We start from the raw sequence: 17061 nt of genomic DNA on the forward strand, positions 1-17061 counted from the left end.
CTCGACTTGCATGTATTAGGCACGCCGCCAGCGTTCATCCTGAGCCAGGATCAAACTCTCCAATAAAGTTAGTTTGTCTAGCATCTAAAATAAAAATTGACGTTTCACGTTGTTTGTTTCGTTCAGTTTTCAAAGAACTACTTAGTCGCTCATTTGCGACTTCCTTATGTTAACATCTTCATTTTTCAATGTCAACTAAGTTTTTTAATTTCTTTTTTGTCGTTTTCTACGTTTCCGCATCAGCGACGGTTATTAATATATCATGCAGTATATACAGGGTCAATACTTTTTATAAAAAAATTTCACATCCCGTTAAAAACTTAAAAACCGCTGTAAAAATCATTATAGCATCCATTCATTCTTGGCTTTCCTCCTATTCATTTCATATCTTACCTCTTTATCAATTTACACGAGAGTGAAAATTCTAAATTTTATGTTATATTATTAGTATAGGAGCGTGGTGAGAATGAGCATTAAGTATTCAAACAAAATCAATAAAATCCGGACCTTTGCATTAAGTTTAGTATTTATCGGCCTCTTCATTGCATACTTAGGTGTCTTTTTCCGCGAAAACATTATTATTATGACAACGTTTATGATGGTTGGCTTTTTAGCTGTTATCGCTAGCACTGTCGTTTACTTTTGGATTGGTATGTTATCTACTAAGACTATCCAAATTATTTGTCCAAGCTGTGATAAGCCAACCAAAATGCTCGGCCGTGTCGATGCATGTATGCACTGCAATCAACCTTTAACACTAGATCGAGATCTAGAAGGAAAAGAATTTGATGAAAAGTATAATAAGAAGAGTTATAAATCATAAGTATCAAGGGAAATACGAATTTGCAACACTACAAACGTTTCAACTCATTAAAAAGTTGATTTCTTAAAAAATCAACTTTTTAATTGTTTTATTAAATTTATTACACCTATTTTTTCGAAATAACAGTAAACATCCCTGTCATATTAGGCGAATAATCTTTAAAATCATATTTTTCGTAGAATGATGTTTTACCTTGCGACGCAAACAAACCAATGAATGCTTTATCTGGAGTATTCCCATTTAAGTATTCTACTAAAGTATTCATTATTTTCTTTCCAATACCATTCTTTTGATAATCTGGATGAACCACTATATCTTGAATATAGAAATAGATAGCCCCATCACCAACAATTCTCCCCATGCCGATGATTTGATTATTATCCTTGACTGTTATACAGTAAATCGAATTTTGAAGTGATATTTCCGCCACCTCAAAGTTCATATAGTTAGTCCATCCCACAGAATCACATAAATATTTATATTCTTCCAATGTTGGAATGTTATTTTTAATCTCATATTTCTTCAAAATGTCCCCTCCAAGAATTCATTTCCACCAATACAAAGTAAATTCGACAAACTTTTATCTAACCCTTCTTACTAACTTAGCACTGTAAATCCCGATTAACCTCACGCTAATCCTTATATAATAAAGAAAGAGGCTGACGTATAGCCGTCAGCCTCTTTCTTTATTATATATTACGCCTTATGACACTCTGGACAAACGCCATAAATTTCTAAGCGATGACTATTGATAACGAAGCCTGTCGTTTTCGCAGCTTCCTCTTCCAGCTTTTCCAAGCCTCCATAAGGAAAATCAACAATCTTACCACATTTTTCGCAAATCACATGATAATGTTGACTTGTAACATAATCAAATCTACTTGAAGCGTCTCCATAAGTTAATTCCTTTACAAGTCCAACCTCTTTAAACACACGTAAGTTATTATAGACAGTTGCAACACTCATATTTGGAAACTTACCTTCTAATGCTTTATAAATATCATCCGCTGTTGGGTGCGTCATTGATTCCACAAGGTACTCTAAAATAGCATGACGCTGTGGAGTAATGCGTACACCCGTATTTTTCAGCATTTCTAGCGCTTCTTTTAATTCTTCTTTGACCACCGTCATGCACCCCGATTCTATACGGATTATTATTTTATAATTCTTATAAAGAGTGTACTCCTTTTCTTATAAATCGTCAATATTTCTACTATAAGTATGTAGTTTATTTTTATATTCAGGACTTGTTTTTATGTATCTTTCCCTTTTTTCTTCATATATTCCATAGAAAAAAGTGCGACATAATCGCACTTGGAATACTATCATCTGAGGAGGTATGCCCTACACTTCCACTTTATGTAAGGCAGTAAAATATGTATAGACACTTGCCTTGTTTCTGCATATTTTATCTCCAATGTAGATTTATTTTATATAAGAAAGAACATCCTCAATATGTCCTTTCACTTTCACTTTACGCCACTCTTTTACAAGTTCACCGTCTTTATTAATAAGGAATGTAGAACGCTCGATTCCCATATACTCTTTCCCAAAGTTCTTTTTTAACTTCCAAACATCGTATAACTCTGCTACTTTATGATCTTCATCTACTAAAAGTGTAAATGGCAATTCATGTTTCTCAATGAATTTCAAATGTCTATTCGCTGAATCAGGACTTACTCCAAGAATAACCGTATCCTTCTCTTGAAATACTCCATACGCATCACGAAAATCACATGCTTCAGTTGTACATCCTGGCGTCATATCTTTCGGATAAAAATAGAGAACTACATTTTTACCGCGGAAATCAGCTAGGCGAACTTCTTCTCCGTTACTTCCCTCTAATGTGAATTCTGGTGCCATTTCTCCTACTGTAATCATAGTTATCACTCCTACTCTTTTCCTTTACTATAACAAATGCTTCCTTATTTTTCATTGTCTATTACAGACCTCATCACAAAAGCAAAAGGGAGTGTATATCCAATTAGCGCTTCTGCGATTGCAATCCATCGCCCAATTCCAATCGGAGATATGTCACCATATCCAACAGACAATAGAGTAACTGCGCTAAAATATAAACAAACTTCGACGAGTTGAAAAGAATGAGCGTTCAAACTTTCTCCGTCCTCTTTCAAAACTGCGAAACCCATTTCCTCTAATACAACGTAACTTAATCCAAATGCGATTAGTACTGTTGTATAGATTAAAAATAATGTGGCCAAATTATAGAGCGAAAAAAAACGCGTTGAATCCGAATAGGAACTCCATAATAATTGGACACTTTTCAAAATAGCGATTGCTGCAATTAATAGAATAAATCCCCATAACATGTCCTCCACCTCATTTTATATGTATGAGGTGGAGAACTGATTTATCCCTTAGAAACGAACAAGCTTCTATAATTAATTACCCGCGCCACGATACCTTTTTACCCCTTGGTTCCAGAGGGTGATTGCAATCGTAAAACAGATAACACCAACAATTGGCGTCGCAAATGCATAACTATTCCATTCTGTTTTTCTTAAAAAGTATGCCGCTGGATATACTCCAACAAACGCAAACGGTAAAACAAACGTTAAAATGAAACGAATTACACGATTATAAATATTAACAGGATAGCGCCCGTAATTACCTATGTTATACATAAGAGGCATAATTGAACTTTTCGCATCCGACCAAAAACCAAGGCTCGCCAGCGTAACAAATATCCCTCCATATACAAGTGCTCCTCCTCCTACCATCAATATAAATAAGAAGAAATCATACCAGTAAAAAGATAATTGTAACTCCACAGCTGCATATCCCATTACAACAATCCCTGTAATAGCTCCAATTAAAGATTCAAGTTCCATTCTTTCTAATATAATTTGAAATAGGCTATGGATCGGCCGCGTTAATACACGATCCATCTCCCCTTTAATAATGTATCGATCATTAAAATCCCATATATTAAAGAAAGCTGAAAAGATGGCAAATGGTACTAAAAAGAAACCATAAATAAAGATTACTTCTTCTCGACTCCATCCCTTCAATGCTTGTGTATGCCCAAATACAACGAGAATAAATATTAAATTAACTGCTTGAAGCGATAAATCAGAAAGTAAACCAACGATAAAATCGCCTCGATACTCCAATTTTGTTTTTATATATTGACTTGCATATTGTAAAAATAAGTTTATATATAGCATCTCATCATCCCCCTTGTACAATTAGACGTTTTCTCGCCGTTCTCCACATGAGTACAATTGGAATAATAAGTACAATCGCCCAAATCACTTGAAATACTAAAGCCTCATACAACTTACTCCCCTGTATACCTTCAGAAAAAATCATACTTGGAATATAACTAATAGCCTGAAACGGTAAAAACATCATTGCTTTTTGGGCCCATAGCGGATAAAAACTAATTGGTAATAATAGACCTGAAAATAAATCAATAACAACGCGTTTTGCATACATAATCCCACTATTATTAAATAGGAAAAACGTAAGCATTCCCGTCATTAAATTAATTTGTGTATTAATAATAAAACTAAATATTAAAGATAAGAAGAAATATAACCAAGTTTGAAAATTTGTTTTAATTTGCAACGAAAATAATAACGTAACGATAACCATGCCTGGAATGGAAAAGAAGGCAAAACGGAATATTCCCTCGCCAAGACCTTGCATAACTTTCATTCCCAAATAGTTATACGGACGAATTAATTCTACAGCCACACGTCCTTCTTGAATCTCCATCGCAATTTCCCTATCTATATTATTAAAATAGAAGGCACGTGCCATCCACGCGATTGCGATATACGTGGTCATTTGCGAAATAGATAAACTTTCAATATTCTCTTTTCCGCTATAAATTGCTTGCCATAAAAAATAGTAAGCACCGATATTAATCGTATAAATTAAAATCCCGCTATAGTAATTTGTACGATACGCAAGCATCATTAAAAAGCGAATTCGAATCATTTCAATATACTTACCCATGCGTAATACCTTCTTCATAAATGTTACGAATAATTTCCTCTGTAGACACTTCGTTAATTTTTAAATCTTTAATTTGAAAGGCTTGTACTACTTTAGAAATAAGCATTGAAATAATAACTTCTTCATTCGGAATTTTTGCAACCCATGCATTTTCCTCTTTTGCTTTCGACCAAACGACATGATTATCTGGCATAACCATTGATAAAGCCTGATAGGAAACTGGTGCAACAAACTGAAAGTGAATTTCCTTCTCCGCTCCCCACTGCGTACGAAGATTATTTAAAGAACCGTCATACATAATATTTCCTTCATCCAGCATGATAACGCGCTCACATAAAGCTTCAATATCAGTAATATCGTGTGTTGTTAATAAAATTGTTGTTTTATAACGTTCATTCATTTCTTTTAAAAATTCACGTATTTTCAATTTCACAAGTACATCTAACCCAATTGTTGGCTCATCTAAAAATAATAACGGTGGATTATGAATTAAGGCTGCCGCTAATTCACAACGCATCCTTTGACCAAGAGATAATTTTCGAACTGGTTTATCTAATAAGGGCCCTATATCTAACGTTTCAATTACGTGTTCCATATGCTCCTTATACTGAGCGTCTGATACACCATACACTTTCTTTAATAAACGAAACGATTCTTGTACTGCAATATCCCACCAAAGTTGCGAACGCTGTCCAAAAACAACACCAATTGTTCTTACAAATTCTTCTCTTTGTTTATGTGGGTTCATTCCATTTACTGTGATTTGCCCTGATGTCGGAGTTAAAATCCCCGTAAGCATTTTAATTGTTGTTGATTTACCAGCACCGTTCTCACCGATATAACCAACCATTTCACCTTGCTTTACAGTAAAAGATACATCATTTACTGCTGGTACTATTTTATAATTACGATTTAATAAATCGCGAAATGCACCCTTTAAGCCCGGACGACTTGAATAGGCTGTAAACTCTTTACGTAACCCTTGTACCTCAATTACCGATTTCATAATCGGACCCCCCTCCTAAATGTCACAACGAATAGTTTACCCAACTGCCTTCGCTATCACAAACAATACGTCTTTTCGAAAAACATGTTAGAATAATACATAGATTTTTGTAAGGAGATGAATTGTAGTGAATTTCACAAAGTCAGAAGCATTACATAAAGAAGCTTTAGAGCATATCGTTGGCGGTGTTAACAGTCCTTCTCGTTCTTTTAAAGCAGTTGGCGGCGGCGCTCCTGTTGCTATGGAACGTGGGAAAGGCGCTTATTTCTGGGATGTAGACGGAAATAAATATATCGATTATTTAGCAGCATACGGTCCTATTATTACTGGACATGCTCATCCGCATATAACAAAAGCAATTACAACAGCTGCTGAAAATGGGGTACTTTATGGAACACCAACAGCGCTAGAGGTAAAATTCGCAAAAATGTTAAAAGAAGCAATGCCTGCATTAGATAAAGTCCGTTTCGTAAACTCTGGTACAGAAGCAGTGATGACAACGATTCGTGTTGCTCGTGCTTATACAGGTCGCACAAAAATCATGAAATTTGCTGGTTGTTACCACGGTCATTCTGATTTAGTACTTGTGGCAGCTGGATCTGGCCCTTCTACTTTAGGAACTCCTGACTCAGCTGGCGTACCACAAAGTATTGCACAAGAAGTTATTACCGTTCCATTTAACAATGTAGAAACTTTAAAAGAAGCTTTAGATAAATGGGGTCATGAAGTAGCAGCTATCCTTGTAGAACCGATCGTTGGAAACTTCGGTATTGTAGAGCCTAAACCTGGATTCCTTGAAAAAGTGAATGAACTTGTTCACGAAGCTGGCGCACTAGTAATTTATGATGAAGTTATTACTGCTTTCCGCTTTATGTACGGCGGTGCTCAAGACTTACTTGGTGTTACACCTGACTTAACAGCGCTTGGTAAAGTTATTGGCGGTGGCTTACCAATCGGTGCTTACGGTGGTAAGAAAGAAATTATGGAACAAGTTGCTCCGCTTGGACCTGCATACCAAGCTGGTACAATGGCAGGAAACCCTGCTTCTATGGCATCAGGTATCGCTTGTCTAGAAGTACTTCAACAAGAAGGGCTTTATGAGAAATTAGATGAACTTGGTGCAATGCTTGAAAAAGGAATTTTAGAGCAAGCAGCGAAACATAATATCGACATTACATTAAATCGTCTAAAAGGGGCTTTAACTGTATACTTCACAACTAATACAATTGAAGATTACGATGCCGCACAAGATACAGACGGTGAAATGTTCGGTAAATTCTTCAAGCTTATGCTTCAAGAAGGAGTTAACTTAGCACCTTCTAAATACGAGGCATGGTTCTTAACTACAGAACATACAAAAGAAGATATTGAATATACAATCGAAGCTGTCGGCAGAGCATTTGCTGCCCTAGCAGACAATAAATAATCCCGTCATTAAAAGGAAAAAAGAAAGCTCACCTTTCTTTTTTCCTTTTTTCTATTTCATAAATTACGTGTTAATAGTATAATTATTCATAATTATCTGTTTTATATTCTTTTACAGCATTACTATCTCTGTGTACAAGGTGATTTGCGCCTTAAATAGTAAGATTATTCTAACTTTTACAAGAGGGGGGATTGACGGATGCTCAATAAAAAAAATACATGGACACCGTCTTTATTTCGAGATTATAGAAATGCAGAACATGATGCGTGTGGAATCGTTTCCGTTATGGAGAAACGAAAAATTGCTACAAAAGAAAACATTGACCTTTGCATACAATCACTCGTCAAAATGAATCATAGAGCTGGTTTCATTAATGGCGAGGGCGATGGCATCGGCATTCACATTGATATACCAAAAACACTTTGGAATGAAAAACTAAAAAGTAGCGGATATAATCCAACGATTGTGGATCATCCCCACTTTATCGTTGGACATTTTTTTCTAAATAAAAAAGAAAACATTACTGCCTTAAAAGATTATATTCGTACGCAATTAAACAACAAAAACTTTACTATTATTTTCGAAAGTGACGATGCAACAAACTCAGATGCGCTCGGTCCACTTGGTAAACAAGAAGAACCTTTATTTTGGCAAGTTGCCCTTATCGCAGAAAACGAAATTATAAATATTGAGCAAACATTATTTTCTGTCACAATAAAAATAGAGGAAAACGAAGCAATTCATGTTGCTTCATTAAGTCATGATCATGTTGTATATAAAGTTCTAGGTGCTGGTGATACGCTTGTTGCCTACTATAATGATTTACAACATCCGCTTATCGCTTCAACTATGACATTAGGACATAACCGCTACTCTACTAATACATTATCTAATTTTTTTCGTGTACAACCATTTAGCATTCTCGGACATAATGGTGAAATTAACACAATTGCGAAATTACGCGATCAAGCTGAAATGATTGATGTACCACTTACTGCAGGAGGCAGTGACTCTCAAGATTTAAACCGCACCTTAGAAACCCTACTTGTTCAATACGGCTACAGCTTATTTGAAGCAATGGAAATTCTATTCCCACCAATTATTAATGAAATTAAACTTTATGAAACACCTTTACAAGATTTATATACGTATATACGTGAAGCATGGGGACATTTTGCACAAGGACCAGCTGGCATCATTTCCCGTTTTAAAGATGAAGCTGTTTTCAGCGTTGATTCCCTTGGATTACGCCCAGTATGGAAAGTAGAGACAGAGAGCTCTTATATTTTCTCTTCTGAACCTGGAGTTGTATCACCAACTAAATATGTAGCAGAACCAAAACCACTCGCTCCTGGAGAAAAAGTCGGATTAAAATGGAATGAACAAGATGAACTTGTTCTTTATGAATATGACAAATATCAAATCCAAGTATATAACCGTTTTAAAAAGCGAATTGATACTACCAATTACCATTTAAATTTATCTATCCCTGAAACGAAAAAAATCCAAGGGCTATGTGATTCTGTTCAAGTTGAAACGAAAGAATACGTCGCTTTCGGATGGGACCGAGAACATATTCAACTTCTTGAACAGATGGCAACAAAAGGCGTTGAGCCAATACGCTCACTTGGGCATGACTCACCACTTGCCGCACTCGATACTGATAGACGAAATATCGCTGACTTTATTAAAGAAAGTGTAGCTGTTGTTACAAACCCTGCAATTGACCGTGACCGTGAAATTGAACACTTCTCTACACGTACTGTACTTGGAGAGCGTCCAAGTTTATTAAGCGGCGCAAAACGGCCATTTGTAGTTGAAATGCTTTCACCAATTATTTTAGAAGGCAGCGTGGCACAACCTATTGCAGAGGAATTACACACAATTACGTACGAACAACTCATAGAGCTATTTAAGACTCATAACTCTATCGCCACAATCTCTGCTACATTCAGCTCGTCAGAAACTCTGCAATGCGCATTAAGCCGCATTAGTTCTGAAGCGATAGCTGCTGTTAACAATGGCGCTTCCCTACTAATATTAGATGACGCAAAAGCCCATCTAAATGAACGATTGTGGATTGATCCACATTTAGTTACCGCTAAAGTACATCAAGCATTAAGTGAAAATAAATTACGCCGCAATTGTTCTCTCGTTATACGTTCTGGTGCTCTTCGCTCCTTACATGACATTGTCACGCTATATGGATTAGGAGCAGATGGTATTAATCCATATTTATTATTCGCGACTGTAAATGATGGAACAAAAACACCAATTACGAATCTATATACTGCACTTAATAAAGGATTAGAAAAAGTCATTTCAACAATTGGAATTCATGAGTTACGTGGTTACGGACGTCTCTATTCATCTATTGGATTACATGAAGAAATCGCAAATATATTACAGATTACAAATTTCTTCGGTTCAAATGATTTAGCCTTTTCACTTGAATCACTTGTTGAAGATGCAAAAATACGAGCAGAGGATTATAAAAATCCTAAAATTAGAATGCGAAAATCATTTCATATATTCCCGCGAATTTGGAAAGCAATCGGCGATGTTGCAAAAGGAAATTCTTATGATGATTACCGTGACAAGTTAAGTGAACTAGAAGAGAATAATCCAATCGCAATCAGACACCTTGTTCAAACGAAACAAACAAAACATGTCGTTCCAACTGAAGAAGTATCTATCGGCATCAAAAATCATAATTTACCATTTATTATTAGTTCTATGTCATTTGGTTCTCAAAACGAAATTGCCTTTCGCGCATATGCAGAAGCAGCCGATCAGCTAAATATGATTAGCTTGAACGGTGAAGGCGGCGAAATTAAAGATATGATTGGAAAATATCCACATACACGTGGACAACAAGTAGCATCTGGGCGATTTGGAGTAAATGCCGAACTACTAAACTCATCAAACTTAATTGAAATCAAAATCGGTCAAGGCGCAAAGCCTGGGGAAGGTGGGCATTTACCTGGTTCAAAAGTGACAGCCAAAATCGCTGAAGCACGTAATGCGACAATCGGCTCAGATTTAATTTCGCCTTCTAATAACCATGATATTTATTCAATTGAAGATTTAGCTCAAATGATTACAGAAATTAAAACAGCTAATCAACTTGCCAAAGTAGCCGTGAAAGTCCCTGTTGTTCCTAATATCGGAACAATTGCTGTCGGTATCGCCAAAGCTGGCGCTGATTTTATTAACATTAGCGGATTCGATGGCGGAACAGGCGCTGCACGTATTCACGCATTGCAGCATGTAGGTCTCCCTGTAGAAATTGGTGTTAAAGCCGCTCACAACGCTTTATTAGAAGCAAGCATGAGACATAAAGTAGAGATTTGGGCAGATGGTGGTATTCGAAGTGTAAATGATGCCTTGAAAATCATGCTCCTCGGAGCAAACCGTATTGGATTTGGCACACTATCAATGATTGCAATCGGCTGTACTACTTGCCGTGGGTGCCATCTAGATACTTGCCATGTTGGAATTGCGACACAAATCGAGTCTGAAGCACAAGCAAAAGAACACGGGTTACGCCGCTTCGTCCCACGCGAATTAGAAAGCGCAGTTGCTGGCCTGCTAAATTTATTCACCTCTTTCGGTGTAGAACTAAAACGATTAACAGGACAGCTTGGTTATACAAATTTACAAGCAATTGTTGGGCGTTCTGATTTATTAGAGCAAGTTCGAGGCGAAAATTTATTAAACTTACGTAATTTACTACAAATAATAGAACATCCATCTGTTACAACAACAGAAGGCGTATCGGAAAAACAATTTAAGACAGTTCATTCCGCTGACTCAAAAGAATTAGTAGGCGTTGGTGTAGAGCAACGCGTTATGGGTGGTCTAGAATCATGTTATCGCGTTCGCAGTAAACTATATGAAGCTACTCAACTTGAACCACTTACATTAAAGTATACGAATGGTTCTATTCCCGGAAATGGGTTAGGTGCTTACAATAGTGAAAATTTATTTATACACGTAAATGGCGGCGCACAAGATGGCATTGGTAAAACTTCCTTTGGTGGTGGGATTTATATAACGAAATCAAAAGGAAAAGACGGAGTATATTATAACGGTTCTGTCGGAAAAGGATTTGGATATGGTGCACAAAAAGGGGCACTATACGTACAAGGGAACGCTGATGCTCGCGCTGGCATTCGCCTTTCTGGGGCAGACATGATAATTGGAGGTAGAATAACAAAACCACTCCGTGAAAAAGAGCAAGGAAATATAGGTGCATACTCCAATATTAAAGGTTTTGCTTTTGAATATATGACAAACGGGCGAGCGCTTGTTTTAGGTGACCCTGGTCCATGGATTTGCGCTGGCATGACTGGCGGTGTTGTTTATTTGCGTCGTGATTCAAACTTAGGCTTAACAGAACAGGCCTTAAAAAGAAGAATCGCAAAAGGCGCAAATGTTACATTACAACCAATTAGTAAAAATGGTTTGAAAGATGTAACTGAATTATTGCTAGACTATATTCGTGTACTAAACGAGCACGAGCAATATGAGGAAGTTGCTTTGTTAACACCATTATTAGATGATATACAGAACAAGTTTTTTGAGATTATCCCGAAAAAAGAACAGGCAGATCCATCTATCTCAACAGAGTAAAATGAGTAATTTTCATTATTAAGAAAAAATTGACGAAGTACGCTTCTCATAGTAATCTATAGTAACAATTTGAGACCTGCTGAAATTCAGCAGGTTTTTTTACTAAAAACTGATGTTTAAAAGGAATTAGGAAAAATTATAAAGTGAAACTTTAATTAGCCTACACCAATCGGACGTTTACCGGCATCCAGCTTCTGAATTTTGAGGCGCGAATCTTACTACTCACAATTAGCGGGATAAAATGAACACTAATTTCTTTTAACGTCACTAAAATATCACTTGCTAACATATTGTAATGAATGTATAGTATCATGTTGTACATTCATTATGACAAGAGAAAGGATCTTATTAAGGGTATGAAACTTGGTGCTCGCATTTTAAAAACGGGTATTGCCATCACGTTAGCTTTATTTGCTTGTATTTTACTTCAATTACCGAGTCCGGTATTTGCGGGAATTTCAGCTATCTTTGCTGTTCAACCGTCTGTATACCGTTCTTATTTAACAGCACTTGAACAAATTCAAGCAAATGTAATTGGTGCGATATTTGCTATCGCATTTGCTACTGCTTTTGGACATAATCCTTTTATTATTGGATTAACATGTATATTAGTAATTGCTCTTACATTACAATTACGATTAGAAAACACAATATCAATTGCTTTAGTAACAGTTATCGCCATTATGGAGTATCAAGGCGAAGATTTCTTTAGTTTTGCCTTACTTCGATTTGCGACGATTATGATTGGTATTATTGCGGCTTCACTTGTAAATTTAGTATTTATGCCGCCAAAATATGAAACAAAACTTTATCATCGTATCGTTGATAATACAGAAGAAATTGTAAAATGGATTCGAATGAATAGCAGGCAGGCTTCTGATTTTACAACGCTAAAAACTGATATTGATCGTATGAAAGAAAAAATGATCAAACTAAACCATTACTATTTGCTGTATAAAGAAGAAAGAAGCTACACGAAAAAAGTAAAGTTCGCAAAAATTCGTAAGCTCGTTTTATTCAGACAAATGTTAGCGACAACAAGCCGTGCTTTAAGTACGTTAAAATCATTACACCGTACTGAAAATGAACTGCGCTATATGCCGGAAGAATTTCAGGAATCTATCCAAAACGAACTTGACTCATTAACGCATTATCATGAACAAGTTTTATTAAAATTTATTGGTAAAGCAAAAAAACAACAATCAGTCGAAATGCTTGATGAAGTTGAAACAGGTAAACAAGAATTAATTGATATCTTTATGGAATATCAAAATAAAGACGATGAAGAAGCATATAAAACATGGTTACATCTCTTCCCTCTTATTTCTTCCATCATTAACTATAGTGAAGAAGTAGAGCATTTAGATTTGCTTGTAGATAGCTTCTACACATACCATAAACCAGAAAAAGAACTCCAAATCGATGATAAAAAAGAAGACGAATAAAAAAACAGCTCCTTTTATGCTAAAGGAGCTGTTTCTGTTATATGTTGAAGTTGATATAAATTGTAATAAAATCCTCTTTTTTGCATTAACTCTTCATGAGAACCAGTCTCTTTAATCTCACCGTCTTCAATGTAAATAATCGTATCAACATGCGTAATCGTCGCTAATCGATGTGCAATTATAATCGTTGTCCGGTCAGCAGCTAACGTCTGAAGCGCCTCTTGAATATACCTTTCATTTTCTAAATCTAATGCTGAAGTTGCTTCATCTAATATAAGTACCGAAGGATTCTTTAGAAACACTCGTGCAATTGCCACGCGTTGTCTTTGCCCGCCCGATAGCTTCACACCACGTTCTCCAACGACAGTATTATAACCATCTGGTAAGTCTATAATAAAATCATGAATTTGCGCAGCTTTAGCAGCTGCAATCACCTCTTTCTCTGTAGCCTTCGGATTTCCATATAAAATATTAGCTCCAATTGTATCGCTAAACAATAAATTATCTTGCAGTACAATTCCAATATGACTACGCAAATTTCTCATATTATACTTTCTTACATCTATGCCATCTACATAAACCGTGCCTTCAGAAACATCATAGAAACGCGGGATCAAACTAGCAAGAGATGACTTTCCTCCCCCACTTGCTCCTACAAGCGCTACTTTCTCTCCAGGCTGCATAGTTAATGACAAGTTGTGTAATATCTCTTTTTCATCTACATTATAACGAAAAGAAACATTGTCAAATACAATTTCTCCATTTAATTTTTTCGTTTGTACCGCATTTGGCACATTAACAATATCGTATTTTTCATCTAACAGTTCAAACACACGGTCCATCGATGCAAAAGATTGTGTTAATGTTGTAGATGAATTAACAAGGCGGCGAAGCGGACTATATAAACTATCCATATATCCAACAAAAGCTACCATCGTTCCTAGCGTTAACTGTCCTTGAATTACTTCATATGCTGCAAAACCAATCACAAGTAACGGACCTAAATCGGTTAACGTATTTACTGCCGAAAATGTTCTTGCCGTCCAACTTGTATGGGTTAATGCTTTCGTTAAAAATTCATTATTTCTTTTTTCAAACTGCTTCCCCTCATACTCTTCTAACGCAAAGCTACGTGTCACTTGCATTCCTTGAATACGTTCATGCAAATACCCTTGCATCGTCGCTAACGCTTGTGAACGCTCTTTCGTCAATTTCCGAAGACGCCCGAAAAAATATTTCACTGCAATTACATAAATAGGTAAAATCAATAACGCAACAAATGTTAATTTTATATTCATAGAAAACATAACAATGATAGCAATAGCAATTGTTGCAGTATCTAACCAGACGTTCATCAAACCAGTAATTACAAAATCTTTCGTTTGTTCTACATCATGGATGACACGCGAAATAATCTCCCCTGTTTTTGTATTGGAGTAATAACGTAAACTTAACTTTTGTAAGTGACCGAAAATATGCTTCCGCAAATCATACAGTATTGTATTTGCGATACGTTGGGCGAAATATTGACGATAATATTCAATCGGTGGTCTTAATACCGCAAAAATAAAGAAAGCAATTCCAATCGCTGTTATTAATTGAGATGTTTTATCTTGAAGTGAGCCAGCGCCTTGAATTACATCATCGATAATATACTTTAATAACCACGGCATAATAAGTGGGATACCGAACTTAACTAGTCCAATAATAATTGTAATAGCAATAAGCCACCGATATGGTTTAACAAATTGTAAATATCTTTTTATGCCTTGCACATAATCCCCCCTCTAATAGGACAAACCTGCCGGGAAGCCCCCTGCAGGTTTGTTTTAATTTCTGTACATTAAATATCGTTCATACCACATATCTACGAAATCTGGTGCAAATGGACCTTTTCTTTGATGAATCCACTGTGTTAAATGTGCTACATTTCGTTTTAAAATTGTATCAATAACAGGTGGATACTGCATAATTTCACTATGTTTTTCATACTCATCTTCATCTAGAAGCGTATATGTCATATCTGGATATACTTTAATATCTAAATCATAATCAATATACTTTAATGCTTCAGGATCATACGCAAAAGGTGAGCTTAAATTACAATAATAATATACGCCATCTTCCCTAAGCATCCCAATCACATTAAACCAATAGTTGGCATGAAAATAGCAAATTGCTGGTTCACGAGTAATCCATGTTCGGCCATCCGATTCTGTAACTACTGTACGATCATTCGCTCCGATTACAAGACTCTGTGTCCCTTTTAAAATTGTTGTTTCTTCCCACATTCTATGAATGGAGCCATTATGTTTATAACTATGTATTTGTACTTTTTCTCCTTCTTTGGGAAATCCCATATATGCTCCCTTCTTTCAACTGCAAATGCTCTTTGAACGGCATTCACTTTTTTTCTATTATAACTTTTTTGTCGAAATTTTAAAACTAAAGGGATAAGACTCTATTTTTCAAACTGAATATGTAGGAGGTTTATCGTTGAATACTATGCCCCACCGCTTCTTAGGAGATAAAAGGATTGTACTGTATTATTTATAAGCGAGGACATGTAATAGAAAAAGCCCTTCTCTATTTCCATACAAAGAAGGACTTTTCACCTAAAGATAACAATATATCTTATCCTAAATTTGAAATCATTTTTTCAGTTGCAAAAGATTGAATTACACTATTCGTTTGCTCTTCAAATTTCTCATGTAACATCTTCAACGCTACTTCTGTTCTATATATTTCCTGGCGGATAAAATGCAGTTCTTTTTTATCGCACGTATCTTTTTCATTCATTTCAATTTGTTGATACTTCTCTAGATGTGCTTGTAACTTTAACAATTCATCCATCGTTTCTAATTGCTCCCCTACCAACTTATCAAAATCGTTCATTACTTACCCCCTTTTGGACTTATTCATCAGTTATTATTCCTAATTACATAATTCTAATTGTTAACTTCCTTCTCCTTTGACTACATTTGTTGACTTATTAGAAGTTATGTCGTTCGCTTTCTTTTCATTACAACGATCCACGCAAAAAGAAAACACTTCTCCCGAATTAGAGAAGTGTTTTTCTTTCATTACTGATTTGAGCTAGAAGATTGTGATTGTTTTGCAGCTGACTTAGCATTTTGTTTTTTCACAGCATGCACGTCTGTTTCAGTTGCAAATTCTGTACCATAACTAGCGTTTGCACTTTGTGCACCAGAAGCTTGTGCTTTCTTTGCTTCTGATTGTGCGTTTGCTTGTTTTACTGCTTGTACATTTGTTTCAGTTGCAAATTCTGTACCATAACTAGCATTTGTACTTTGAATGCTAGCACCAGAAGTTGCCTTGTTATAACCTTGTTGTTTTTTACTCATCTTTCTCACCTCCACAATCAATAATGTAACCAATTCACTTAGAAGCTATCCGTAATTTTCTTTTGAATAATTTCCGCATATATCTTTTGTTACTTATTCAAACTATAAGAAATGGAGGTGGAAATATGTATATAGGACGCGATATGACTGAACTAACGATGATTTCAAAAAATGAATGGAAAGAAGATGAATTAGCTTATTTTCATCACTCACTACAACAGGTTCTGCCTTATTTAAATGTAGAAGGGCAGAGTATTTACAAAGAAATTGTAGTAGAAATTGAATCAAGAGGCGGCTTACAAGAAGGTGAAGCTAGTTGGACTCATGGGACAAAAATTTCTTACGATTAAAAAAGTGTTCCCTAGATTGGGAACACT

16 protein-coding genes and 1 rRNA gene are annotated in these 17061 nt (G+C 35.8%); 5 read left to right on the forward strand and 12 right to left on the reverse strand.

Features of this window, described 5'->3' with window-relative positions; translation table 11 throughout:
* Positions 1 to 66: ribosomal RNA gene (locus tag ACTFRM_RS23310) — 16S ribosomal RNA — on the reverse strand; the annotation flags it as partial.
* Positions 67 to 466: 400 nt separating this feature from the next.
* Here ACTFRM_RS23310 and ACTFRM_RS23315 point away from each other — a divergent pair.
* Entirely contained in the window at positions 467 to 823 is a 357-nt protein-coding gene (locus ACTFRM_RS23315) for a YgzB family protein (RefSeq protein ID WP_000025058.1), read from the forward strand.
* Positions 824 to 929: 106 nt separating this feature from the next.
* Here the strand turns inward: ACTFRM_RS23315 and ACTFRM_RS23320 are convergent, their stop codons facing one another.
* The 7 genes from ACTFRM_RS23320 to ACTFRM_RS23350 form a co-directional block, all read right to left on the reverse strand.
* Entirely contained in the window at positions 930 to 1349 is a 420-nt protein-coding gene (locus ACTFRM_RS23320) for a GNAT family N-acetyltransferase (protein WP_000759735.1), read from the reverse strand.
* 170 nt (positions 1350 to 1519) lie between these two features.
* Positions 1520 to 1948, reverse strand: a complete 429-nt coding sequence (gene perR, locus ACTFRM_RS23325; RefSeq protein WP_000237829.1) for a peroxide-responsive transcriptional repressor PerR — start codon at positions 1946 to 1948, stop codon at positions 1520 to 1522.
* Between the two features lie 300 nt (positions 1949 to 2248).
* Positions 2249 to 2704, reverse strand: coding sequence for a thioredoxin-dependent thiol peroxidase (gene bcp, locus ACTFRM_RS23330; protein WP_000633710.1), 456 nt, complete (start codon positions 2702 to 2704; stop codon positions 2249 to 2251).
* Positions 2705 to 2748: 44 nt separating this feature from the next.
* Positions 2749 to 3153, reverse strand: a complete 405-nt coding sequence (locus tag ACTFRM_RS23335) for a potassium channel family protein (protein WP_000964343.1) — start codon at positions 3151 to 3153, stop codon at positions 2749 to 2751.
* Between the two features lie 72 nt (positions 3154 to 3225).
* Positions 3226 to 4011 carry an ABC transporter permease gene (locus tag ACTFRM_RS23340; RefSeq protein WP_000965773.1) on the reverse strand — a complete coding sequence of 262 codons (786 nt, stop codon included), beginning with the start codon at positions 4009 to 4011 and terminating at the stop codon, positions 3226 to 3228.
* Between the two features lie 4 nt (positions 4012 to 4015).
* Complete coding sequence (locus ACTFRM_RS23345) at positions 4016 to 4807, reverse strand: ABC transporter permease (RefSeq protein ID WP_086412457.1); 792 nt, start codon at positions 4805 to 4807, stop codon at positions 4016 to 4018.
* Positions 4800 to 5813, reverse strand: coding sequence for an ABC transporter ATP-binding protein (locus ACTFRM_RS23350; protein WP_000843655.1), 1014 nt, complete (start codon positions 5811 to 5813; stop codon positions 4800 to 4802). Before ACTFRM_RS23350 ends, ACTFRM_RS23345 begins: the two co-directional genes overlap by 8 nt.
* 127 nt (positions 5814 to 5940) lie before the next feature.
* On the opposite strand from ACTFRM_RS23350, the gene hemL reads away from it, so the two are divergent.
* The 3 genes from hemL (at position 5941) to ACTFRM_RS23365 (ending at position 13319) form a co-directional block, all read left to right on the forward strand.
* Positions 5941 to 7239, forward strand: a complete 1299-nt coding sequence (gene hemL / locus ACTFRM_RS23355; RefSeq protein ID WP_001011863.1) for a glutamate-1-semialdehyde-2,1-aminomutase — start codon at positions 5941 to 5943, stop codon at positions 7237 to 7239.
* Positions 7240 to 7437: 198 nt separating this feature from the next.
* Positions 7438 to 11874, forward strand: coding sequence for a glutamate synthase-related protein (locus ACTFRM_RS23360; protein ID WP_440043617.1), 4437 nt, complete (start codon positions 7438 to 7440; stop codon positions 11872 to 11874).
* A 356-nt stretch (positions 11875 to 12230) separates the two neighbouring features.
* The gene (locus tag ACTFRM_RS23365; RefSeq protein ID WP_000765787.1) at positions 12231 to 13319 is read left to right on the forward strand and encodes an aromatic acid exporter family protein; all 1089 of its coding nucleotides are present in this window, start codon (positions 12231 to 12233) and stop codon (positions 13317 to 13319) included.
* Between the two features lie 14 nt (positions 13320 to 13333).
* Here the strand turns inward: ACTFRM_RS23365 and ACTFRM_RS23370 are convergent, their stop codons facing one another.
* The 4 genes from ACTFRM_RS23370 to ACTFRM_RS23385 form a co-directional block, all read right to left on the reverse strand.
* The gene (locus ACTFRM_RS23370) at positions 13334 to 15094 is read right to left on the reverse strand and encodes an ABC transporter ATP-binding protein (RefSeq protein ID WP_001161599.1); all 1761 of its coding nucleotides are present in this window, start codon (positions 15092 to 15094) and stop codon (positions 13334 to 13336) included.
* Between the two features lie 54 nt (positions 15095 to 15148).
* Complete coding sequence (ntdP, locus tag ACTFRM_RS23375) at positions 15149 to 15679, reverse strand: nucleoside tri-diphosphate phosphatase (protein WP_000506622.1); 531 nt, start codon at positions 15677 to 15679, stop codon at positions 15149 to 15151.
* Between the two features lie 274 nt (positions 15680 to 15953).
* Positions 15954 to 16214: a YgaB family protein gene (locus ACTFRM_RS23380; protein ID WP_000997575.1), complete on the reverse strand. Its 261-nt coding sequence runs from the start codon at positions 16212 to 16214 to the stop codon at positions 15954 to 15956.
* A 188-nt stretch (positions 16215 to 16402) separates the two neighbouring features.
* A complete protein-coding gene (locus ACTFRM_RS23385; RefSeq protein ID WP_000039035.1) occupies positions 16403 to 16684 on the reverse strand; it encodes a gamma-type small acid-soluble spore protein in 282 nt (93 codons plus the stop codon).
* Positions 16685 to 16809: 125 nt separating this feature from the next.
* On the opposite strand from ACTFRM_RS23385, the gene ACTFRM_RS23390 reads away from it, so the two are divergent.
* Positions 16810 to 17034: a hypothetical protein gene (locus ACTFRM_RS23390; RefSeq protein WP_000275436.1), complete on the forward strand. Its 225-nt coding sequence runs from the start codon at positions 16810 to 16812 to the stop codon at positions 17032 to 17034.
* Positions 17035 to 17061 lie beyond the last annotated feature (27 nt).

It is taken from the genome of Bacillus cereus group sp. MYBK227-1 (assembly GCF_051916325.1).
GTDB lineage: Bacteria > Bacillota > Bacilli > Bacillales > Bacillaceae_G > Bacillus_A > Bacillus_A cereus.